Origin of the sequence: Mesorhizobium sp. ESP7-2, assembly GCF_020164715.1 — a bacterium.
Lineage (GTDB): Bacteria > Pseudomonadota > Alphaproteobacteria > Rhizobiales > Rhizobiaceae > Mesorhizobium.
Genome location: NZ_JAIUGQ010000007.1, coordinates 43,422 through 64,411, shown reverse-complemented (window position 1 = coordinate 64,411; position 20,990 = coordinate 43,422). Strand labels below are relative to the sequence as shown.

Annotated in this window: 23 protein-coding genes; 16 read left to right on the top strand and 7 right to left on the bottom strand. The window is 62.7% G+C overall.

The annotated features are described in order from the left end of the window. Positions 1 to 122 precede the first annotated feature (122 nt). From LB543_RS09460 to LB543_RS09445, 4 genes are all read left to right on the top strand, one after another. A complete protein-coding gene (locus LB543_RS09460; RefSeq protein ID WP_140757426.1) occupies positions 123 to 437 on the top strand; it encodes a hypothetical protein in 315 nt (104 codons plus the stop codon). Positions 438 to 559: 122 nt separating this feature from the next. Next, a complete protein-coding gene (locus LB543_RS09455; protein WP_224613966.1) occupies positions 560 to 1,198 on the top strand; it encodes a CatB-related O-acetyltransferase in 639 nt (212 codons plus the stop codon). After that, the gene (gene yihA, locus LB543_RS09450; protein ID WP_224613829.1) at positions 1,195 to 1,854 is read left to right on the top strand and encodes a ribosome biogenesis GTP-binding protein YihA/YsxC; all 660 of its coding nucleotides are present in this window, start codon (positions 1,195 to 1,197) and stop codon (positions 1,852 to 1,854) included. The genes LB543_RS09455 and yihA overlap by 4 nt, the downstream gene beginning before the upstream one ends. Before the next feature lie 175 nt (positions 1,855 to 2,029). Next, complete coding sequence (locus LB543_RS09445) at positions 2,030 to 2,731, top strand: hypothetical protein (RefSeq protein ID WP_224613965.1); 702 nt, start codon at positions 2,030 to 2,032, stop codon at positions 2,729 to 2,731. A gap of 97 nt (positions 2,732 to 2,828) precedes the next feature. Here LB543_RS09445 and LB543_RS09440 read toward each other — a convergent pair whose 3' ends face one another. Both LB543_RS09440 and LB543_RS09435 read right to left on the bottom strand, forming a co-directional pair. Then, positions 2,829 to 3,641, bottom strand: a complete 813-nt coding sequence (locus tag LB543_RS09440; protein ID WP_224613828.1) for a tetratricopeptide repeat protein — start codon at positions 3,639 to 3,641, stop codon at positions 2,829 to 2,831. A gap of 142 nt (positions 3,642 to 3,783) precedes the next feature. Further along, on the bottom strand, positions 3,784 to 4,509 hold the full coding sequence (locus tag LB543_RS09435; RefSeq protein WP_140811048.1) for a TetR/AcrR family transcriptional regulator: 726 nt from the start codon (positions 4,507 to 4,509) through the stop codon (positions 3,784 to 3,786). 128 nt (positions 4,510 to 4,637) lie between these two features. Here LB543_RS09435 and LB543_RS09430 point away from each other — a divergent pair, with 128 nt between their 5' ends. Both LB543_RS09430 and LB543_RS09425 read left to right on the top strand, forming a co-directional pair. Beyond that, positions 4,638 to 5,828, top strand: a complete 1,191-nt coding sequence (locus tag LB543_RS09430; RefSeq protein ID WP_224590961.1) for an HlyD family secretion protein — start codon at positions 4,638 to 4,640, stop codon at positions 5,826 to 5,828. A 74-nt stretch (positions 5,829 to 5,902) separates the two neighbouring features. Continuing rightward, positions 5,903 to 7,498 (top strand): DHA2 family efflux MFS transporter permease subunit, encoded by a 1,596-nt coding sequence (locus LB543_RS09425; protein WP_224613827.1) that lies wholly within the window; start codon positions 5,903 to 5,905, stop codon positions 7,496 to 7,498. Between the two features lie 164 nt (positions 7,499 to 7,662). On the opposite strand, the gene msrB is transcribed toward LB543_RS09425, so the two are convergent. Next, positions 7,663 to 8,166, bottom strand: a complete 504-nt coding sequence (gene msrB / locus LB543_RS09420; protein ID WP_224613826.1) for a peptide-methionine (R)-S-oxide reductase MsrB — start codon at positions 8,164 to 8,166, stop codon at positions 7,663 to 7,665. A gap of 355 nt (positions 8,167 to 8,521) precedes the next feature. On the opposite strand from msrB, the gene LB543_RS09415 reads away from it, so the two are divergent. Next, positions 8,522 to 10,021, top strand: a complete 1,500-nt coding sequence (locus tag LB543_RS09415) for an amidase (protein WP_224613825.1) — start codon at positions 8,522 to 8,524, stop codon at positions 10,019 to 10,021. A 100-nt stretch (positions 10,022 to 10,121) separates the two neighbouring features. After that, entirely contained in the window at positions 10,122 to 11,015 is an 894-nt protein-coding gene (gene argB, locus LB543_RS09410; RefSeq protein WP_140757402.1) for an acetylglutamate kinase, read from the top strand. 27 nt (positions 11,016 to 11,042) lie between these two features. On the opposite strand, the gene LB543_RS09405 is transcribed toward argB, so the two are convergent. The 3 genes from LB543_RS09405 to LB543_RS09395 all read right to left on the bottom strand — a co-directional run bounded on the left by LB543_RS09405 (position 11,043) and on the right by LB543_RS09395 (position 13,757). Continuing rightward, positions 11,043 to 11,501, bottom strand: coding sequence for a RidA family protein (locus tag LB543_RS09405; protein WP_224613824.1), 459 nt, complete (start codon positions 11,499 to 11,501; stop codon positions 11,043 to 11,045). 77 nt (positions 11,502 to 11,578) lie between these two features. Beyond that, positions 11,579 to 13,165, bottom strand: a complete 1,587-nt coding sequence (gene bchE, locus LB543_RS09400; protein ID WP_224613823.1) for a magnesium-protoporphyrin IX monomethyl ester anaerobic oxidative cyclase — start codon at positions 13,163 to 13,165, stop codon at positions 11,579 to 11,581. A gap of 115 nt (positions 13,166 to 13,280) precedes the next feature. Beyond that, positions 13,281 to 13,757, bottom strand: coding sequence for an Lrp/AsnC family transcriptional regulator (locus LB543_RS09395; protein ID WP_224613822.1), 477 nt, complete (start codon positions 13,755 to 13,757; stop codon positions 13,281 to 13,283). A 139-nt stretch (positions 13,758 to 13,896) separates the two neighbouring features. Between LB543_RS09395 and phhA the strand changes: the two genes are divergently transcribed. From phhA to LB543_RS09370, 5 genes are all read left to right on the top strand, one after another. Then, positions 13,897 to 14,733 carry a phenylalanine 4-monooxygenase gene (gene phhA / locus LB543_RS09390; protein WP_140811056.1) on the top strand — a complete coding sequence of 279 codons (837 nt, stop codon included), beginning with the start codon at positions 13,897 to 13,899 and terminating at the stop codon, positions 14,731 to 14,733. A 100-nt stretch (positions 14,734 to 14,833) separates the two neighbouring features. Then, a complete protein-coding gene (locus LB543_RS09385) occupies positions 14,834 to 14,992 on the top strand; it encodes a hypothetical protein (RefSeq protein ID WP_224613821.1) in 159 nt (52 codons plus the stop codon). 11 nt (positions 14,993 to 15,003) lie between these two features. Continuing rightward, the gene (locus LB543_RS09380; RefSeq protein ID WP_224613964.1) at positions 15,004 to 15,165 is read left to right on the top strand and encodes a DUF6471 domain-containing protein; all 162 of its coding nucleotides are present in this window, start codon (positions 15,004 to 15,006) and stop codon (positions 15,163 to 15,165) included. Between the two features lie 63 nt (positions 15,166 to 15,228). Further along, entirely contained in the window at positions 15,229 to 16,035 is an 807-nt protein-coding gene (locus LB543_RS09375) for a hypothetical protein (protein WP_224613820.1), read from the top strand. A gap of 74 nt (positions 16,036 to 16,109) precedes the next feature. Then, positions 16,110 to 16,841 carry a hypothetical protein gene (locus LB543_RS09370; protein WP_224613819.1) on the top strand — a complete coding sequence of 244 codons (732 nt, stop codon included), beginning with the start codon at positions 16,110 to 16,112 and terminating at the stop codon, positions 16,839 to 16,841. A gap of 119 nt (positions 16,842 to 16,960) precedes the next feature. Here LB543_RS09370 and LB543_RS09365 read toward each other — a convergent pair whose 3' ends face one another. Further along, positions 16,961 to 17,407 carry an Lrp/AsnC family transcriptional regulator gene (locus LB543_RS09365; RefSeq protein ID WP_224613818.1) on the bottom strand — a complete coding sequence of 149 codons (447 nt, stop codon included), beginning with the start codon at positions 17,405 to 17,407 and terminating at the stop codon, positions 16,961 to 16,963. Positions 17,408 to 17,836: 429 nt separating this feature from the next. Here LB543_RS09365 and LB543_RS09360 point away from each other — a divergent pair, with 429 nt between their 5' ends. The 3 genes from LB543_RS09360 to LB543_RS09350 all read left to right on the top strand — a co-directional run bounded on the left by LB543_RS09360 (position 17,837) and on the right by LB543_RS09350 (position 20,943). Continuing rightward, complete coding sequence (locus LB543_RS09360; RefSeq protein ID WP_224613963.1) at positions 17,837 to 18,601, top strand: transporter substrate-binding domain-containing protein; 765 nt, start codon at positions 17,837 to 17,839, stop codon at positions 18,599 to 18,601. A 78-nt stretch (positions 18,602 to 18,679) separates the two neighbouring features. Further along, positions 18,680 to 19,978 (top strand): NAD(P)/FAD-dependent oxidoreductase, encoded by a 1,299-nt coding sequence (locus LB543_RS09355; protein ID WP_224613817.1) that lies wholly within the window; start codon positions 18,680 to 18,682, stop codon positions 19,976 to 19,978. Further along, positions 19,975 to 20,943: an amino acid ABC transporter permease gene (locus tag LB543_RS09350; protein WP_224613816.1), complete on the top strand. Its 969-nt coding sequence runs from the start codon at positions 19,975 to 19,977 to the stop codon at positions 20,941 to 20,943. Before LB543_RS09355 ends, LB543_RS09350 begins: the two co-directional genes overlap by 4 nt. Positions 20,944 to 20,990: the final 47 nt, after the last annotated feature.

Genomic DNA, 20,990 nt, shown 5'->3' with positions numbered 1-20,990 from the left:
ATGCACATAATCCTGCTGGACGCCCCGCGCAAGACCGATTAAGCCCCGAGGACGAAAAAACGCATGGGCCACGGCGCGAAAAACGCGCCAGGCGGCGAGATTATGCGGCAAGGATTTTGGCGATGGATTGGATCAGGATCGCGGCCGTCACGGCTCTCATTGGGTGGCCCGCCGCCGCGGCTGCGAAGGATGCGGTCAGCTGTGGCGGCGCCGCCATGCTGGGCGGCGCGCAGCTCAACTGCAGCCATGTCGAACCCAAGGCACCGCCGCAATTCTGTACGTTCAGCTGGGATCTCCACACGATGGCGGGCGATCAGAAGGTCGTCGAAGGCACCTTCATGCTGCCGCCCGGAGCGTCGAACGTTCAGGTCTATCAAGGCAGTGGTTTCGACAGCGCGCTGTCCAACCCGATCGTGATCTGCCGCGGCAACAAATGAGCTTGTCCGCCACGGAAGGCTCGCTCGTCAGCCGATTGGTGCTATAGGGCGGATCACGTTATTTTGACCAGGCACGCGGATCCCGGATCCGCGTGGCTATCACTTCCTGGACGGACTTCGACATGGACGGACCCAACCCCGGCATCAAGCACCCGATCCCGATGCACACCCGCGTCGGCTTCCTGAAGCCTTTGGTCACGGCGCCGAACATCGAGATCGGCGACTTCACCTATTATGACGACCCTGACGGGCCGGACAAATTCGCCGAAAAATGCGTGCTGCATCACTATCCCTTCATCGGCGACAAGCTCATCATCGGCAAGTTCTGCGCCATCGCCGAAGGCGCGCGCTTCATCATGAACGGCGCCAATCACGCCATGTCCGGCTTTTCGACCTATCCGTTCAACATCTTCGGCCATGGCTGGGAAAACGGTTTTGACCCGGCGACCTGGTCGAAGGAAGTGCGCGGCGACACGGTCGTCGGCAGCGATGTCTGGATCGGCATGGAGGCGGTGATCCTGCCTGGCGTGGAAATCGGCCATGGCGCCATCGTCGCCGCCAAATCGGTTGTGACGCACGACGTGCCGCCCTATGCGATCGTCGCCGGCAACGCGGCGAAAGTGGTCAAGATGCGTTTCGACGACAGGACGATCCGGCGGCTGCTGGCGGTGGCATGGTGGGACTGGCCGGTGGACAAGATCGGCCGCAATCTCGATGCCATCAGGGGCGCCGATATCTCTCTTCTGGAGGCAGCAGCTTGAACGTTCCCAACAGCACCGCGATCGGCACCGACCTTTTCACGCGCGGGTGGATCTTCATCCGCGGCGTACCGGCCATGAAATTCCTGCCGCCGGAAGGGCCGCCGGAGATCGCCTTTGCGGGCCGCTCCAATGTCGGCAAGTCGTCGCTGATCAATGCCCTGGTCAACCAGAAGGGGCTGGCGCGCACCTCCAACACGCCGGGGCGCACGCAGGAGCTCAATTATTTCGTGCCGGACGGGTTTTCGGGCGAGGGCGCCGACCTGCCGCCGATGGCGCTGGTCGACATGCCGGGCTACGGCTACGCCACCGCCCCAAAGGAGAAGGTCGACGAGTGGACCAAGCTGGTCTTCGATTATCTCAAGGGCCGCGTCACGCTGAAGCGGGTCTATGTGCTGATCGATGCCCGCCACGGCATCAAGGCGAAGGACGACGAGGTGCTGTCGCTGCTCGACAAGGCGGCGGTGTCCTACCAGGTCGTGCTGACCAAGACCGACAAGATCAAGGCCGCCGGCGTGCCGCGGCTGATCGAGGAGACGCTGGCCAAGATCAAGAAGCGGCCGGCTGCGTTTCCGTTCGTGCTGGCGACGTCATCGGAAAAGGGCGAAGGCCTCGAGGAATTGCAGGCCGCGATCGTGCTTGCGGCCAATGGCGGCTAATGCTTGTCGCCCGGAAGCGTGCTCGGTTCCGTGACAACGACATGCATAAAATCAGAAACTTACAGCAGGTCGGGCGAATCCTATTCGCCGCGACATGCCGTAGTCGTCGTACGCGCATCCGTTGACCGCATCCTGGCAATCCGTCAACATCGCAGTGCCGTTCGAGGGCAACCGGATGCGTATCGTTTTTCGTTGTGATCCCGCGCTTGCCGAAACGCTGCCCCGGCCGGTTCCGGCGCGGGGTGTCCTGCCCGACTGGCTCCGCAAGATGCCTCCGAAAGCCTATTCGGAAATCCATGGGCGAGAGATCAGGACGGCAAAACAGTGTCCGCCCTTCGTCGACGCCATGACACATGGCTTCATGATCCTGCTGCCATGCGATGTGACCGTCGAGAACGGCGCCTTTGAATGGCGGTGGGATATCGCCGAGCCGTCAACGAAGGGGCACCCGCGTTCGCCGCTCAGCTTCCATGTCGCCGAACAGCTCGCCGGCGCACCGTTCTCCAACGGGCTGGCAGCCATAAAATTCAACAGTTTCTGGACGATCGAGCTGGAGGAAGGCTGGTCCCTCTTCGCCACCCATCCGGTCAACCGCGATGATCTTCCCTTCCGCCTAGTGACCGGTGTCGTCGATTCGGATCACTTCCAGGACGCCGGCATCAATTTCCCGGCGATTTGGACCGACCAGGGTTTCTCCGGCGTGCTGGCGAAGGGCACACCGGTTGCGCAATGCTTTCCCGTGCCGCGCGCCGCGCCCGAGCTCGTCTTCGAAAGCTTCGATGCCGTGCGCAAGGCCTCCTATGAAAAAACCGTCGCCGATGTTCTTGCCGAACCCGGCGTCTACCGGAAGCGGTTTCGCGTAAAGCGCGTCCGCTAGAGCGGCTCAGTGTTTGTTGGAATTGCTGAACCGCTCTAACTCTTTGTTTTCACGCAATTCCCTAGGGAAAGCGCTACGCGCTTTTCCTGGAATTGCTCTAACCTCCAAGCAAGCCCTTCAACGTTTCGCGATCGATCCAAAGCTTGCCGTGCGGCGCTGACGTCAGGGCCATCGCGATGATGCCGAAGGTCGTGGCGCGCTGCTCGTAGGCCGTTCGATAGGTCTCGATCGCGGCGTCCATATCGCCCGTTTCCTGAAGCGTTACCCCCAGATTGACCGCCGCCTCGGCGTCGTCGGGACGTATCTCCAATGCTTTGCGATAGGCGGCCGCCGCCCCCACATGATCATGCAGATCCTGCCTGATAAGAGCGAGATCGAACCATGCCGATGCAGGCGCGTTTCCCTTTACGGCCCGCTCCAGTAAAGGTGCCGCATCGGCAGGCATTCCGTCCTCGAACAGCATGCGGCCCAGACGCGCCGCCGCTTCCGCCGACAGGGGATCGGCAAGTGTCACCTGTCGCCATGCCTCGAGTGCCTGGGTCCGGTCGCCTGCCTCGTCGAGCGTTCGCGCCTGCTCGATGAGCACAGTGGCATCAGGCGCCAATTCCGCCGCTCGTGAGAGATGGAACAGCGCTTGGTCAAAATCCCGTGCCGCCCGCGCCAGGCGGCCGGCGAGCAATTGAGCGGATGCGTTGTCAGCTCGGATCGCCAGACTTGCCTGAATATGGGTGCGGGCTCGCGATATCTCTCCCTTGGCGAAAAGAACGGCAGCCATGAGGTGGTTGAGGGCAGGGTCGTCCGCCGCCTGGCGAAGAGCCTTCTCGCAAAGCAGCCGCGCCTGCTCGTGGCGACCGGCGTTGAAGTCCGCCACGATGCGTCGCATCTGACTCTGGAGCTTCGGATCGCCCATCCCGATCTGCCTTTACGCTCGCGAACGAGAAACATTCCCGCGGAATGCTTCGTTCGGCCCGGTTATCCAGACCTTGACGCTCAGCGCCTAGAGGTCAAGCCGGTCCCCGCAAAAATCGGCCACTGGAGGCCGTTTAGGAGCGTCATGTCAGGGTGAGTTTTGAGGCCCTTTCTTCCTCGGCCATCCTTTCGGTGCCATAGGCTTTCAGGAACATGTCGACGCCCGACCTGACGATGTGGTCGATCTCGTCCTGTGTCGGGGCCTTGGTGCGGTAGGCGAAGATGCACTGCCGGAAAAGGCCGGCCAGGCATAGTTCGGTGAACTGATAGGCGGCGAGGTCGACGTCGTCGATCTCGAGCAGGCCGCGCTCGATGGCGGCATTGAGGAACGTCGCGACCTTGTCATGGCCGCGCTTGGGACCGCGTTCGTAAAAGCGCGCGCCCATGTCCGGTATCCTGTCGGAGGCGCCGATAACCGTGCGCTGCGCCTGGATGACCTTGGCCGAGGTGATCTTCATGGACAGCACCTTGCCGAACTTGACCAGCGTCTGGCGCAGGTCGTCGGCGCGGTCGAGCATGTCGTACATGTTCTTGAAGATGGTGCCGCGCTCTTCCTCGATCAGCGCCTCGAACAGCTCTTCCTTGTTGGCGAAGTAGACATAGATGGTGCCTTTCGACACGCCGGCCTCGCGCGTGATGTCGTTCATCGAGGCGGCCTCGAAGCCTTTTTCGATGAAGACACGACGGGCGCCGTCGATGATCTGGCTGCGCTTGACCGGATCCTGTCCGGCCGCCGGGCGGCCACGGCGCAGACCGTCCAGCAGGTCTTCGCAGGGGTCGGTTTCGGCGTTGCTCACAGGCTCAACCATTAAAGTCACACCTCGAAAATAATTCGAACCAACCGGTTCGATTTCCCCTTGATATGGTCCTCTTTACACGCTATGTCAACGGCCAGATCGAACCGAACGGTTCAGTATTATAACTTTAGCGAGATGTCATGTCCTCGAACACGCCCGCCACCGCCGAAGTCCGTCCTTTCCCCAACGCCAAGGTTGCCCCGGCGACGGAAGCGCCCGATGTGCATGTCCAGCCGGCCGTCGCGCCGCCACCTGAGGCCGAAGCTCCGGCCAAGAAGAAGCGCTCGGCGCGCTCCTTCCTGCTGCCGATCATCGGCCTTGCCCTTTTGAGCGGCGGCGCCTGGTACGGCTATGACTACTGGACCACGGGCCGATTCATGATCTCGACTGATGACGCCTATGTCCAGGCCGATATGGCGTTCGTCTCGCCAAAAATTTCCGGCTATGTCGATCAGGTCCTGGTCGGAGAGAACCAGCAGGTCAAGGCCGGCGATCCGCTGCTGACGATCGATGCCGGCGACTACAAGATCGCCGTTGCCCAGGCCGAGGCGCAGATCGCCACGCTGGCCAAGACACTCGACCGCATCGACGCGCAGACCAAGGCCGCGCAGGCTTCGCTGCAGCAGGCACAGGCGCAGAAGGTCGCCGACCAGGCCGCCGCCGCCAATGCCGGCCGTGCCCAGCAGCGCGCCGCGCAACTGGTCAAGACTCATGTCGGCACGCAGGCACAGCTGGACGACGCCCAGACCGCGCTCGACCAGGCCAATGCCGCGCTCGTCGGCGCCGACGCGCAGATTGCCGCCGCGCAGGCCAATATCGGCGTGCTCGAGGCGCAGCGCGCGGAATCCGCCAGCACGCTGGCATCGCTGCAGCTCGGCCACGACAAGGCCGCGCGCGATCTCTCCTTCACCGTGCTCAAGGCGCCGTATGACGGCGTCGTCGGCAACCGCTCCGTCGAACAGGGCGATCTGGTCAGCCCCGGCCAGAAGCTCGCCGTGGTCGTGCCGATGGACAAGCTCTACATCGTCGCCAATTTCAAGGAGACGCAGCTTGCGCGGCTCGTGCCCGGCGAAAAGGTCAACATCTCGGTCGACGCCATCGACGGCCACCCCATCCAGGGGACGGTCTCCTCGCTGGCGCCGGCGTCGGGCGCGGTATTCTCGCTGCTGCCGCCGGAAAACGCCACAGGCAACTTCACGAAGGTGGTGCAGCGCGTGCCGGTCCGCATCGACGTGCCGGCCGATGCGCTGAAGACCGGCAAGCTGCGCGCCGGCTTGAGCGTCGTCGTCGCCGTCGACAGCCGCACCGCGCCCGCCACGACCAGTAACTAAGCGCTTTTCGGAGGGCGGCTTGGTGGCTGATTGAAGCGCCAAGCCGCCCGGCCTGCCTCAAGGAGGCTCAGGACATGGCAACCGCAACCATCACCGCAGGAGCGCCGCCGGCGATACCGGCCGCGCCCGACACCATTTCGACCCGGCGCATCATCGCTTTCCTGGCGATGGTGTTCGGCATGTTCATGGCGATCCTGGACATCCAGATCGTCTCGGCCTCACTGTCCGAGATCCAGGCCGGCCTCAGCGCCAGCTCCGACGAGATCCCATGGGTGCAGACGGCCTATCTGATCGCCGAGGTGGTCATGATCCCGCTGTCAGGCTTCCTCAGCCGGATGCTGTCGACGCGCGTGCTGTTCACCGTCGCGGCCGCAGGCTTCACCGCGGCCAGTGCGCTGGCCGCGACCGCCACCAACATCGATCAGATGATCGTCTACCGCGCCGTGCAGGGCTTCATCGGCGGCGGCATGATTCCGAGCGTCTTCGCGGCGGCCTTCACCATCTTCCCGCCGTCACGCCGCGCCATCGTCTCGCCGATGATCGGCCTGGTGGCGACGCTTGCGCCAACGATCGGCCCGACCGTCGGCGGCTATATCAGCCACGCCTTTTCATGGCACTGGCTGTTCCTGGTCAATGTCGTGCCCGGCATTCTGGTGGCGACCGCGGCCTGGTCGCTGATCGATTTCGACAAGCCCAATCTCAAGCTGTTCTCGAAGTTCGACTGGTGGGGCCTCGCCGGCATGGCCGCCTTCCTCGGCTGCATGGAGTATGTGCTCGAGGAGGGTCCGAACAATGACTGGCTGCAGGATCAGGCCGTGTTCATCTGCGCCATCATCATGACCATCGGCGCGGTGATCTTCTTCTGGCGTGTCTTCACGGCCGAGGAACCGATCGTCGACCTCAAGGCGTTCAGCAACATAAATTTCGCCTTCGGCTCGCTGTTTTCCTTCGTCATAGGCATCGGCCTCTATGGCCTGACCTATCTCTATCCGGTCTTCCTCGGACGCATCCGCGGCTACGATTCGATGATGATCGGCGAAGCGCTGTTCGTCAGCGGCCTGGCCATGTTCGTCACCGCGCCCATCTCCGGCATCCTGTCGAGCAAGATGGATTTGCGGCTGATGATGATGATCGGCCTGTTCGGCTTCGCCACCGGCACCTGGTGGATGACGCATCTGACCGCCGACTGGGATTTCTACGAGCTGCTCATCCCGCAGATCCTGCGCGGCTGTTCGATGATGCTGTGCATGGTGCCGATCAACAACATCGCGCTCGGCACCTTGCCGCCGGACCGGTTGAAGAATGCATCCGGACTGTTCAACCTGACCCGCAACCTTGGCGGCGCCGTCGGCCTTGCCCTCATCAACACCGTGCTGATCGACCGCAATGCCTTCCATTATGCCCGGCTCTCCGAGCACGTGCAGTGGGGCAGTGCCGCCGCGCAGACCAAGCTGCAGAACATGACGCTCAATTTCGAGCAGACCACCGGCCTGGACGCCACGAGTGCCGCAATCTCCAAGCTGTCGGGCATGGTCCACCAGCAGGCGGCGCTGCTGTCGTTCATGGATGTGTTCTACCTGCTGACCGTCCTGTTCGGGACGCTGGGGTTCTTCACCATGCTGATCAAGAAGCCGGCCGCGCCCGGTGGTGGCGGAGGCGGCGGCCACTGAAGCAATTCCAGGAAAAGTGTGAAGCGGTTCTGGAATTGCGTGAAGGCAAAAAATGAGCACCGTGGCAGCGGTTTCGGGAAGCTCCTCCAGTCCATGCCCGAAAGCTCCGACCACGCAAAAACTCCGGGCCGCAAAGCCCGGAGTTTTTGTTGCTCTTTGTATCCTCAGGCGGTCGCGGGCTTGAAGGTCAGTGCCACGCCGTTGATGCAGTGGCGCAAGCCGGTCGGCGCCGGACCGTCGTCGAAGACATGACCGAGATGACCGCCGCAGCGGCGGCAATGCACCTCGGTGCGGGTCATGCCCAGCGAGCGGTCCTCGGTCTTGCCGATGCCGTTGGCTATCTCCTGCCAGAAGCTCGGCCAGCCGGTGCCGGAATCGAATTTCGTCTCAGAGGGATAGACCGGCAGGTCGCAGCCGGCGCAGGCGAAAATGCCCTTGCGGTGTTCGTTGAGCAGCGGGCTGGTGCCGGGATACTCGGTGCCCTCCTTGCGCAGCACGTTGAAGGCGGCCGGCGACAGGATGGCTTTCCACTCGTCGTCGGTCTTGGTGATCTCGAATTTCTCGGCGGCTTGCGCGGCCTGCGGGCTGCCCATGCGCAGCATCGCTGCCGCGGCCCCGACGACGCCGATAGCGGCGGCACCACTCAAAAGAAAGTCGCGACGGTTCATGACCAGTTCCTCCTGTCGTCTGTTTTGCCAAACTATGCCGCCGCCCGAAAGTCAAAAGCCGGTGACGGTTGCCCCAAACGACACTCCGCGCCGTTCCACGGTTGACCGTGGGCGGCGCGGAGCACGCGTGTCGATTGCGGATCACGGGAGCGAGACGACGCTATCGACGGAGAGCTCTTGCAGCGGGTTCGTCCGTGGGAAGCGCCTCGTTACATCTTTCGCCCGATCACATCTTCGGGAGCAGAACCTTGTCGATGACGTGGATGACGCCGCTGGACTGTTCGACATCGGGCGCAGGCTTCGATTGCCAAGGGAATTGCCGCTGGCTAGCTTGGCGGCAACGGGGGGAGCGTGCATGTCGGTCGAACGGATCCTTTGGGAAGAAGACGCAACCTGTCTAGCCGGTCTGATGCGCAGGGGTGAACTGTCGGCTATCGAACTGACCGAGGCGGCGATCGCCAGGGCCGAGGCCACCCGCCCCGAAATCAACGCCACGGCAGAGCCGCTCTATGAGGCCGCACGGACCCGGGCAAAGGGCATCGACCGTTCGTTGCCGCTGGCCGGCGTGCCCTTTGCCATCAAGGATCTCGGCATCGCCGTCAAGGACGTGCCGTCGCATGGCGGCAGCCGCATTCCGGCCTGGGTGCCCGATTTCAATTCGGTGATGACCGAGCGCTACCTCGCCGCCGGACTGATCCCGATCGTCACCTCGACGTCGCCCGAGCATGGGTTGCGGCTGATGACCGAATCCAAGGCCTTCGGCATCACCCGCAATCCCTGGAACACCGGCCACACCACCGGTGGCTCGTCAGGCGGTTCGGCAGCGCTGGTCGCCGCCGGCGTCGTGCCGGTGGCGCATGCCTCGGATGGCGGCGGTTCGATCCGCGTGCCGTCGGCCTGCAGCGGACTTGTCGGCCTCAAGACCTCGCGTGGCCGCGTACCGCTGTCGCCGCTGGTGAGCGAAAGCTGGTACGGCATGGTCGTCGATCACGCCGTCACCCGCTCGGTGCGCGACTGCGCGCTGCTGCTCGACCTCACCCATGGTCCCGATACGCTGGCGCCTTATGCCGCGCTGCCGCCGAAGGGCACGTTCGCCGCCGCTGCGGCGCGCGATCCCGGCAAGCTCAGGCTGGCGGTGTACCGCAAGTCGCCGCTTGGCCTGCCGATTTCGACCGAGACGCTGAAGGCGCTCGACATTGCCGTGGCGCTCGCCCGTGAAGGCGGCCATTCGGTCGAGGACATCGAGCTGCCCTTCATCGGCCGGGATTTCTTCGCCGATTTCTGCACGACGGTCGCGTCCGCCGTCGCCGGCTCGCTGCGGGCCGAAGCGCTGCGCGTCGGCCGTTCCGTGACGGGCGACGTCGAGCGAGCCACGCGGGTGCTCGGCCGGTTGGGCGAAATGGTCTCGGCCGGCGAGACCTATGCCGGCCTGCAGCGGCTGCACGCCGCCTCGCGGCAACTGATCACGGAGACCGCGCGCTATGATGCGGTGCTGATGCCGATCATCGCGCACCCGCCGCTTGCCTGCGGCGCCATGGATCCCAAAGGCGCCGATGAACTCGTCGAGAACCTGCTCGACAAGCTTCACCTCACCTCCTTGCTCAAGATCAAACCAGTGTTCAGCCAGTTGATGGACAAGAGCCTTTGGTTCACGCATTGGCCCGCGATCCAGAATGTCAGCGGACAGCCGTCGATTGCGCTCCCCGTCCATGTCACGGACGCCGGCCTGCCGCTCGGCATCCAGGCCGCCGGCCGCCCGGGCGACGAGGAAACGCTTCTGTCGCTCGCCGCGCAGATGGAGAAAATCTCGGGCTGGCTTGCGCGGCGGGCGCCGCTGATGGTGCCGTCACAATGACGACACCGTGAACCGCTCGAATATGACAGCAATGCCATTTGCGGCTCGCGTCAATTCCCGCTAAGACGCCGCCGTCCCTATAGATATCCAGGAACGCCCGATGACGGACATCACCGCCACCGCCGAAATGCAGGCTGCCCTCTTGTCGCGTGCGCTGCCCTACATGCAGCGCTACGAGAATAGAACCGTCGTGGTGAAATATGGCGGCCACGCCATGGGCGATATCGAGCTCGGCAAGGCCTTCGCACGCGACATCGCACTGCTGAAGCAATCCGGCGTCAACCCGATCGTCGTCCATGGCGGCGGCCCGCAGATCGGCGCCATGCTGAACAAGATGGGGATCGAATCCAAGTTCGAGGGCGGCCTGCGCGTCACCGACCAGAAGACCGTCGAGATCGTCGAGATGGTGCTGGCCGGGTCGATCAACAAGGAGATCGTCGCGCTGATCAATGCCGAGGGCGAATGGGCGATCGGCCTGTGCGGCAAGGACGGCAACATGGTGTTCGCCGAAAAGGCGCGCAAGACCATGATCGACCCGGATTCCAACATCGAGCGCGTGCTCGATCTCGGCTTCGTCGGCGAACCGGTCGAGGTCGACCGCACGTTGCTCGATCTTCTGGCGCGCTCCGAAATGATCCCGGTGCTGGCGCCGGTGGCGCCCGGCCGCGACGGTCACACCTACAACATCAACGCCGACACTTTCGCCGGGGCCATCGCCGGCGCCTGCAAGGCCTCGCGCCTTCTGTTCCTCACCGACGTGCCGGGCGTGCTCGACAAGGACAAGAAGCTGATCGACGAGCTGACGGTCGCCGAGGCCAGGGCGCTGATCAAGGACGGCACGGTGTCGGGCGGCATGATCCCCAAGGTCGAGACCTGCATCGAGGCGATCGAGCGCGGCGTCGAAGGCGTCGTCATCCTCAACGGCAAGACGCCGCATTCGGTGCTGCTCGAACTCTTCACCGAACACGGCGCCGGCACACTGATCGTGCCCTGATATCTTGCGTTTCGGCGCCTGGCATCGTCAGTCCGGCAGAGCGGCGACGGCCACGATCTCGATGACGAGATCGGGATGCGCAAGCGCGGCAACCCCGATCACTTCCGATGGCGGCGGATTGTTGTAGCTGCAGTGCTTCGGGCAGTGCTCGGCGAAGAATTCGTCCATGACGTCCAGCCGGAAGTTGGGCGAGCTCAGCACGCCGCCGTCTGGAAACGGCCCTTTGACATACTGGGTTATCTTGACGAGATATTCGAGCGAACTGCCGAGTTCTTCCAGATCCGATTTGATGTTCGCCAATATGGAGCGCCATTGCGTCGCCGCGTCGCCAACGGCGCCACCCTTGCCGCTCGACGGGTCATAATTCTCGGCTGTGCCTGTATTGCCGGCAAGAAAGACATATCCCTTGGCTCCGGTCACGACAGTGCCTTTGCCCCAAGGCATGAGCCGGCCGCCCTTCATCTTCTTATGCGTGACAAGGTTCATCGCTTCCTCCTGCCAGTCACCATCGTCCGATGGCCGGAAATTAGCGCGTTGACCGCTGGCGGCCAGGGCGAGACGGGTCAGGCCGGCGGTGGCGAGATGCGAAGTGCGCGCTGCTCGGGCACCGCATGTTGCACGGCGGCAGGCACCGTTACAGGTCTCTTCGCCGGACGCTGAAAGACCATCGATTTCTCCTCGGCGTCCTGCGGTGCGCCCCAGAATTCGGCGAGCGTCGGGCCGCCTGTCATCCGGCGGTCGGTCACCAGGAATCCCCAGACCTCGCGGAACCAGACGCGGCGGCCCATTTTGGTGTACCAGCGCATCGAATGCCGCTGCTCGGGGTCGGGGTGGAACAGGATGCGCGCCAGCGCCTTCGGCCGCGACTGCACCGCCAGTTCGATCAGCTTGACCGAGAAGAACAGCATCCACGGCTTCAGCCGCGTCATGTGCAGCACCTGGTGCTTGTAGTCCCACAGGCGGGCGTCCGTTTGGATAACCTTGCGGTCGCGCGCGATGCGGAAAAACGGCGTCCAGCGATGCGGCGTCACATAGAGCGCCTGGATCTGGTCGGGGTCATAGGCGAGGAGCTGGCGGAAGCCGCGCCAGAGATCGCGAAACCGTTCGTCCTCGAAACCGGCCACCCAGGTCGCCATCGACAGGATACCGTGCTTTCGCAGCAGCCTTATCGCCTCGCGGTCAGACGAGGTGCTGCCGCCCTTGCGGATCAATGCGAGCGTCTGCTCGTCGGTGTTTTCCATGCCGAGCAGCCAGCGGATGACGCCGGCCTTGCGGTAGAGGTGCAGCATGTCGGCGTCGCGCACGATGTCGTCGGCGCGTGTCGAGCCGACGATCAGCACCGGCACATTCTCGGCGATCATCGCATTCAGGAAAGCGCGCCACGCCTTCTTCGAAACGGTCGGGTTTTCGTCGGCGAGGTTTATCAGCTCGACGCCGTGCTCGCGGTGCAGCCAGGCGATCTCCTGCGCGAATTTCTTGGGATCGCGATGGCGCCAGCGGGTCCAGAAGCCGCGCTGACCGCAATAATTGCACAGATGCGGGCAGCCGCGCGAAAACTGCATGACCACGGCGCGCTTGCCGCCCCAGTAACTGTACCTGCGGTGGTCGATCAACTCCCAGCCGACGCGGTAGGCGTCGAGGTCGGCGATGGTCATCGCCGCTTGCGTGGCGAAGGGACGATCGAGATCGTCGCGATAGGCGATGCCGGCAACGCTTGCCGGCGACTGGCGCATTTCCACCGCCTCGACCAGCGCCACCACGGTGGCCTCGCCCTCGCCGCGAACGATGACGTCGAAAACGCTGGTTTCGGCGAGGATGTCGCGCCAATGATAGGTCGGGAAAACGCCGCCGTAGAGGATGATCGTCGCCGGCTCGCGCGCCTTGATCATCCCGGCGATCAACAGGGCGGTCGGATGCGCCGAGGTCGATCCCGAATGGCCGATCAGGACGAAGTCGGGGCAGTCCTTCAGGGCTTCCGCGATGACCGAGGCGAGCGGCATCGGCCCGAATTCGGCATCGACGAGCCGCACCTCGTGGCCGGCGTCGAGCAGCGGGCCGCCGATCGCCAGAAGACCGAGCGGCGGCAAATGATCGTCGGGCACGCGGCTGCCGATGGCGGTGTGCGGCGGATTGATCAGGACGATGTTCATGGCGGACCTCCTGGGAGTTGGTCCGCGCATGCTGGCCGGCGATAGTGCCGCCCGATTGGCCCGTTTCAGCAGTTTGCGTGCAGCTTTTCCGCAAAAACGGGAAGGCCGGCCACCATCATCGCCTGAGATGCGCGAGCGGCACGTGGCCCGGGCCCTTGATGTTCTGCAACACCAGTTGCGTGTGGACGTCGCGCACGCCGTCGAGCCGCATCAGCCGATGCATGACGAAGGCGTTGAGCTCGTCGACAGATGGCACCATGACATGCAGCAGGAAATCGTGGTCGCCGGTCATCGTCCAGCACGACGACACCTCGTCCATGCGCTGGACGGCGGCGATGAAGCTTTCGGGCGAGCCGTCGCTGTGGCTGACGAGGCGCACCTGGATGAACACCTCGACCATCAGGCCGATGGCGCGGCGGCTGATCATGGCGGCAAAGCCCTTGATGATGCCGGCTTCCTGCAGTGCCTCGAAGCGCCGCGCGCAGGGCGTGGTCGAGAGGCCGATCTCCTGCGCCAGTTCGGAGACGGGCTTGCGTCCGTCGCGTTGCAGGACATCGAGCATCCTGATCTCGAAATCGTCGAATTGAGGCATTTTAACTCGTCCTTTGCGGATTGTGAGTGAATGTTATCCCGAATATGGCGAGCGGGCCATCATCAAAACCGAATTGCCTCTGCGGGTCGGGTTAGCATTGCGGTGCATCAACCATCGATGATCTGCGAGGAGAAAGACCATGACGACGATGAGCGTTGCCGAATATGCCCGCGACTGCGCGGCGCAAGGGTTGCGCGGCGACTATTCGGTGTGTCGCGCCGATTTCACTGTGGCACAGGGCTATGATTACAGCGCCGAGGAGCAGGCGGTGTGGCGCACGCTGTGCGACCGCCAGACGAAGCTGACGCGCAAGCTCGCCCACCACTCCTATCTCGACGGCGTCGAGAAGCTCGGCCTTCTCGATCGCATCCCCGATTTCGCTGACGTCAGCGCCAAGCTGCGCAAGCTCACCGGCTGGGAAATCGTCGCCGTGCCCGGCCTCATTCCGGCCGCCCCCTTCTTCGATCACCTCGCCAACCGCCGCTTCCCGGTCACCAACTGGCTGCGGACAAGGCAGGAACTCGACTACATCGTCGAGCCGGACATGTTCCACGATTTCTTCGGCCATGTGCCGGTGCTGTCGCAGCCGGTGTTCGCCGACTTCATGCAGATGTATGGCAAGAAGGCCGGCGACATCATCGCACTCGGCGGCGACGAGATGATCACGCGGCTCTATTGGTACACGGCCGAATACGGCCTGATGCAGGAGCCCGGCCAGCCGCTGAAGGCGTTCGGCGCCGGCCTGATGTCGTCCTTTACCGAATTGCAGTTCGCGGTCGAGAGCAAGGACGCCCACCATGTGCCTTTCGACCTTGAGACGGTGATGCGTACCGGTTACGAGATCGACAAATTCCAGCGCGCCTATTTCGTGCTGCCGTCCTTCGACGCCTTGCGCGATGCCTTCCAGACCGCGGATTTCGAGGCGATTGTCGCGCGCCGCAAGGGCGAGCCAGCGCTCGATCCGGCGACGGTCTAATTCGCCTACATGGCGGCCCCGGCGGCGGGGCGTTCTCCTCCGCCGCCGCGGTATTATGGCGCAAACGCCATAAGAAATGAATCCGGCCTGAGCCTATCTTTTGGCCATGGATCACAAACCCGCCCTGTACGCCTTGCTTCGCTTTCACGCTGAAATCGGCGGCAGGATCAAGGATAATAAGCTGCAAGCCTTGAAGCTCATCGAAGACATGAAGCATGTCGAGGCGGTGCTTCACATGCTGGAACCAGGCTTCAGCTAAAGCGGGCCGATCTGACATATGACGACCTGGCGGAACGGCTCAAAGAACACGGGTTCGATGAAACAAAGGCCAGCATTGCCAACAAGCTTGCCCGCGCAACCATGTCTGCGCATTTCTTCCTCGCATCACTTGCCGCAATTGGTCGTGAGGGCGTAACACTGGAAGACATCTAGGCTTTCAGGGGCGGCTTGGGGATGCACAAACTAACTGTGGCGCGACTAATCGCGGCGCCTTTCTTGTTTTTGATCGTTCTACTAGTCGCTGCCTGGACCTCCGGGTCTCAGGAAATAATATGCGAGCAGACAAAGAGCGGCGAGGAACAATGCGCTCCCTATAACCTTGCGGCGTATTACCTGGTCCAGATCAAAAGAACGGTCGACGACAACGACGGCCTTATCACCGCGTTGGCCACGATTGTCATCGCGGCCTTCACTGGCACTCTCTGGAAATCTACCCGAGATTTGGGTTTGGCTGGTGACAAGCAACTTCGGATAGCCAGAAAGGCTGCCAACGCTGCCAAGATCTCCGCCGAAGCGGCCCGCGACACCGTAAATGCAATGATCGCCGCCGAACGACCAAGGGTCCGTTTGTGCAAACTCACGTTTTCTCGATTTATGGGTGATGCTGACGATCCAACCAAAACGCCGGTCATAACGGCAAGATTCAAGAACTACGGTCGTTCGACAGCTATTATCTTGGGAGGCTCCTTCGATCGGAAAATGGTCGGCACCTTGCCGGAAGAGCCAGACTACATCAGCCCGGCTTTCGTACAGCCCGGCAAAACTCTCGCCCCCGGCGAGGAGTTCGATTTTCCGGAGATGGTTTTCTACGATTTTGGGCAATATAGGAACATCGATACGCCCGACGTCGTCTTCACCACTTGGCTTTACGTGTACGGGTTTGTCAGTTACCTCGATCACCTTGGTCAAGAGCGGAAGCACGGTTTCGCGGCATTCTTTATGCCACCCAAGGTCATTAGCCATGTTCCCCAAGGCGAGCAGTTCGCGCATCTGAATTTGCCAAAATACACATACGATACATAAAGCGATGACGATCCGCCGATAGAACACGGGGGGCTGAAGGGATGCTAAGGCGCCTAATCGCGACAGGATTTTTCGTGGCGCTGTCTGGCGCCGCTCTAGCTGATCCGTGGTGGCGTGAGTCATTTCAGCTACCCCATCCACCAACTCAGCAACAAGCCGCCGCCGAAGACGCAGCCCAAGACCGAGAAAATGAAGGTGGCGAAACCCTTTGGCAGCGGACGATAAGCGACCCGTTGGCGCTCTATACTGGCATGCTGACCATTTTCACGGGCATCCTTGGCGTTTCCACTATCCTACTTTGGGTTGAGACCCGGCAAAGTGTCCGCCTCGCGCGAGAGGAATTTGTCGCCTCGCATCGCCCCAGGATCGTCGTGCGAGAGGTCCACGAACCGACGACTTACGGCCCCAGCATGTTCACTATAAGCTTCACTCTCGCGAATGTTGGCGAGTCGCGCGGCACCGTCATTGACTGTGATGTCTTCGGGGAATTTGCTTACACCCCGACATTTCTCGATGTCCCACGCCCCCGAAGAGAGCCGCGCATCGACCCATTTCCAGACGTTCCTTCCATCCCTCTCGCCGCCGGCGAGTCGATTACAATGGGCTTTCCATTTCATGACGTGATGACCGACGACGATCGGATACAGAAATCGTCCGACCCAAGAGGATTGCCGTTTTTCGTTGGCCGGATTGTCTACGTTGACGATAATCAAGTCCGCCGGAACACGGTGTTCCGACGCCGATATAATCCCGCTACCCGTCGCTTCCGCGCTTGGGACGATCCCGAATTGGAATACGCCGACTAGCAGCGCCGCACTCATCAACCTCTTCATACCGGCACCCCGCCAGTATGTGGCCTAGCCCGTTCGCCGATCCCGTGTCGTTTGCGCCATAATACCGCGCCGCCGGGACATCCCGCCACCTCCTACAATGCGTAGATGGTTCGGTTGAACTTCGTCTCCATCACCACATGGGAAGCGGTTTTGACGACGCCGCTGATTTCATTCACCGCATTCACCTCCCGGTTCAGCTTCTCGAGCGTCTCGGCGGCAAGGTGGATGATGAGGTCCCACTCGCCTGTTATGGCGTAGACCGCCTGGATCGAAGGCATCGCCTTGATCTTTCTGGAGACGTCCGGATAGCTCTTGTTGTTGAGGGCGGCGAGCGTGAAACAGTGGACGGCATTCTGGGCGACCTCCTTGGTCAGCCGCACGGTATAGCCTTCGATAATACCGCCGGACTCCAGCTTCTGGATCCGCTCCTGCAGCGCTGTCCGCGATACGCCGAGCTGACGCGCCAGTGACGCGACCGGCTCACGCGCATTCTTCTGCATCAGCGCAAGCAGCTGACGATCCTTGTCGGTCAATTCCACAAAAAAATCCTCTCGCTCGATCCGCGCTGTAACCGCCGCGCGATCCTATCGGCTGAACCGCCCCCGCGACAATCCGGAAGACTGGCCACTGGCCGGCGCGGACGGAACCAGGCGCACATATCCGGCACTTTGCCGTCTCAAGGCACGCAATGACTGCGCGATCGCCATTATCCCGCATTTCGCCGGGTAGAACCCTTCTTTTTGCGACCTGACTGTCTGGGGTAATAAACGCCGGTCCACCAGGGGGAACGAGCTTCGGCTGTGGTCGGCACAAACCGAAACCGATCCGCGTTGAAGCTGTGGCTGAAAGCGCTGAGGTCCGACGTTACGCATCCTATCAGTTTCAACCACAAGGGAGGGATAACTTTGAAAAAGCTGCTCGATTTAGCCGTTCTTGCCGCCGCGACATTCGCGATCACGACGGCGGCCATGGCCGGGGAAACCCTGGACCGCGTCACGTCGAAAAAGGCGATGGTCATCGCCACCAACGCGGCCTGGCCGCCACAGAGCTTTCTCAATGACAGCAACGAACTTGCCGGTTTCGACATCGATGTCTCGCGCGGGATCGGCAAGCGGCTTGGTGTCGATGTCTCGTTCGAAACGCCCGACTGGGCAACGTTGACCGGCGGACGCTGGCAGGGACGCTACGATCTCGGCGTCGGATCGGTCACGCCGACCAAGGCCCGCTCCAAGGTGATCGACTTTGTCGGCATCTATTATTACAGCCCCTATGTCTACGTCCTGCACAAGGACAGCGGCGCGAAGTCGATCGCCGATCTCAACGGCAAGATCATCGGCGTCGAGACGGCCACCACCTCGGAGGATTTCATCCGCCGCAAGCTCGAAATCGACGCGCCCGGCCTGGCTCCCATCGAATACAAGCTGGAGCCGGGCGAGATCCGCACCTACGCGGATTCCATGCTTCCCTTCGATGACCTGCGGCTTGGCGACGGCGTGCGCCTGAATGCCGTGATCGCGCCGGAGCAGACGGCGCAGAACGCCATCAAGAACGGCTATCCCGTGAAGATCCTGGAAGGCGAGTACGCCTTCCGCGAGCCGCTCGTCGTCATCGCCGAAAAGAAGGATCCCGAGTGGACCGCAAAGGTCGCCGGCATCATCACCGAGATGAAGACGGATGGCACGCTCGCGGCGCTGACCACGAAGTGGTACGGCAAGGACTACAGCGCCAAGTAAAGTCATTCCGCCGGCTGTCCCTCGGCAGCCGGCGGACTTCACCCCACCAAATGCATGCTCCTCACCGCAAAGTCATCGATGGCCTATCCGGACACCTATTACGCCCGCACCCTGACCGACCGGAAGACGCGGCCTCCGCTCAAAGGCGAGGTGCAATGTGACGTGGCCGTCGTCGGCGCCGGACTGGCCGGGCTGACGACAGCGCTGCAGCTGGCGCGCGCCGGACTGCATGTCGCCGTGCTGGAAGCCCAGCTCGTCGGTTTCGGCGCTTCGGGCCGCAATGGCGGTTTCGTCACGCCCGGCTTCGCCACCGCCGGCGACAATATCGCCGCACGTGTCGGCGGGAAGGCAGCGCGCGACCTGCATCGGCTATCGATCGAAGGCGTGGAATTCGTGCGCGACACGATCGAGGCGCTCGGAATATCGGCCGCCATGCCGCGTGCCGGCCTGCTCAGCGTCTTGCGCTACGACGACGGCGACGCGCTGAAGGCCTATGCCGAACAGATGGCCCGCGACCATGGCTATGAACTTCAGTATCTCGACAGGGAGGACGTCCGGTCGGTGCTGAAGTCCGTCCGCTACCACCAGGGCCTGCGCGACCCGAACGCCTTTCACATCCATCCGCTCAACTATCTGCGTTGCCTGGCCGACGAGATCGAGCGGCTTGGCGGCGAGATTCATGAAAGCTCCGAGGTCGTAGAATGCGACCTCTCGGGGCCGCAAAAGATGCTTCGCACCAGACAGGGCACGCTTCGGGCGTCCCGGATCGTGCTCGCCACCGGCGGCTACACCGGGCCGGTATTCGGCCAGCTCTACCGCGCCTTTTTGCCCATCGCGACCTATGTCATGGTTTCCGAGGCGGCTCCCCGCCTCATCGCGCAAGCGGTGGCCACCACGGATGCCGTCGGCGACAACAGGCGGGCCGGTGACTATTATCGCCTGGTCGAGAATGGCAACCGTCTCCTGTGGGGCGGGCGCATCACGACGCGCGCCGCTTCCGCCGACGCGCTGGCACACGAATTGCGCCGCGAGATGGTCGGCACCTACCCGCAGCTTGCCGGCCTCAAGACCGAACTGGCCTGGTCGGGGCTGATGTCCTATGCCCGGCATCTGATGCCCCAGATCGGGGAGATGCAGCCGGGCGTCTGGTACTGCACCGCTTTCGGCGGCCATGGCCTCAACACCACGGCGATTGCCGGAAAAATTGTCGCCGAGGGCATTCTGGGCGCCTCGGACCGCTACCGGCAGTTCGCGCCCTTCGGATTGAGCTGGGCTGGCGGCGCCGCCGGCCTGGCCACCGCGCAACTCACCTACTGGAAATTGCAGGCTCAGGACTGGTGGCGAGAACGCCGCGCCAAGGACAAGGTGACGGCATGATCGGCAGGCTGATGCTCTCCCATCCAGGGCTTACCCGCCGCGCCGCGGGCGCGCTTTTTCCGGCACTGCTGGCTGCGGCCCTCTACGCCATGGGCATCAAATCGAGCTGGATCGGCTCTTTGATGCCGCTTGCATCCGACTGGTTGCAGGCCAACCCCGCCTTGTCGCGCGCCCTCTCCGCCGTATTGATCGCGCTCTTGGTGCTGGCGAATGGCAAGCTGCTGCTGCTCCTGCCCCGGCGGCAGCAGATCGTCGCCGTCTGGATTGAGCTGTTCGCGCTGCTGATGCTGTTCTTCTATTCCTTCGACCTCTCCCTTGCCTTCATCGCCAGGAAGGTCGGTTTCCTGATCACCCAGGGCGTCACCACGACGCTCTACATTTCGGCGATCTCGATCCTGATCGCGACCTTGATCGCGCTGGTCGGCGCCATCGCCAAACTGACCGGAAATGGCATCGTTTACGGGCTCGCCACCTTCTACACCTCGCTGTTTCGCGGCCTGCCGTTGCTGATGCAGATCTACATCATCTATCTCGGCCTGCCCCAGGTCGGCTACGTGATCGGCGCGGTGCCGGCGGGCATCGTGGCGCTGTCGCTGTGTTACGGCGCCTACATGACCGAGATCTTCCGCGCCGGCATCGAAAGCATCCCGCGCGGTCAAAGCGAAGGCGCCACGGCGCTCGGCCTGAGCCCCGGCCAGACCATGGCGCTGGTCATCCTGCCACAGGCCATGCGCGTCATCATTCCGCCGACCGGCAACCAATTCATCGCCATGCTGAAGGATTCCTCGCTGGTATCGGTCGTCGGCGTCTGGGAAATCATGTATCTCGCCCGCACGATGGGCCAGACGGAGTTCCGCCACATCGAGATGCTGATCACCGCCTCGATGATCTACTGGATCCTGTCGATCGCGCTGGAATTCGGCCAGGCCTATCTCGAACGGCGCTTCGGCCGGTCGGAACGCTAGGCGTAGGTCATCGCCTCCAAGCATGGAATGGCATGGCTGGGGCTCTC

Coding starts and splice junctions, on each gene's coding strand:
- LB543_RS09460 (WP_140757426.1), top strand. CDS start 123: ATGGATTGGATCAGGATCGCGGCCGTCACGGCTCTCATTGGGTGGCCC.
- LB543_RS09455 (WP_224613966.1), top strand. CDS start 560: ATGGACGGACCCAACCCCGGCATCAAGCACCCGATCCCGATGCACACC.
- LB543_RS09445 (WP_224613965.1), top strand. CDS start 2,030: ATGCGTATCGTTTTTCGTTGTGATCCCGCGCTTGCCGAAACGCTGCCC.
- LB543_RS09440 (WP_224613828.1), bottom strand. CDS start 3,641: ATGGGCGATCCGAAGCTCCAGAGTCAGATGCGACGCATCGTGGCGGAC.
- LB543_RS09435 (WP_140811048.1), bottom strand. CDS start 4,509: ATGGTTGAGCCTGTGAGCAACGCCGAAACCGACCCCTGCGAAGACCTG.
- LB543_RS09430 (WP_224590961.1), top strand. CDS start 4,638: ATGTCCTCGAACACGCCCGCCACCGCCGAAGTCCGTCCTTTCCCCAAC.
- LB543_RS09425 (WP_224613827.1), top strand. CDS start 5,903: ATGGCAACCGCAACCATCACCGCAGGAGCGCCGCCGGCGATACCGGCC.
- msrB (WP_224613826.1), bottom strand. CDS start 8,166: ATGAACCGTCGCGACTTTCTTTTGAGTGGTGCCGCCGCTATCGGCGTC.
- LB543_RS09415 (WP_224613825.1), top strand. CDS start 8,522: ATGTCGGTCGAACGGATCCTTTGGGAAGAAGACGCAACCTGTCTAGCC.
- argB (WP_140757402.1), top strand. CDS start 10,122: ATGACGGACATCACCGCCACCGCCGAAATGCAGGCTGCCCTCTTGTCG.
- LB543_RS09405 (WP_224613824.1), bottom strand. CDS start 11,501: ATGAACCTTGTCACGCATAAGAAGATGAAGGGCGGCCGGCTCATGCCT.
- bchE (WP_224613823.1), bottom strand. CDS start 13,165: ATGAACATCGTCCTGATCAATCCGCCGCACACCGCCATCGGCAGCCGC.
- LB543_RS09395 (WP_224613822.1), bottom strand. CDS start 13,757: ATGCCTCAATTCGACGATTTCGAGATCAGGATGCTCGATGTCCTGCAA.
- phhA (WP_140811056.1), top strand. CDS start 13,897: ATGACGACGATGAGCGTTGCCGAATATGCCCGCGACTGCGCGGCGCAA.
- LB543_RS09360 (WP_224613963.1), top strand. CDS start 17,837: ATGGCCGGGGAAACCCTGGACCGCGTCACGTCGAAAAAGGCGATGGTC.
- LB543_RS09355 (WP_224613817.1), top strand. CDS start 18,680: ATGGCCTATCCGGACACCTATTACGCCCGCACCCTGACCGACCGGAAG.
- LB543_RS09350 (WP_224613816.1), top strand. CDS start 19,975: ATGATCGGCAGGCTGATGCTCTCCCATCCAGGGCTTACCCGCCGCGCC.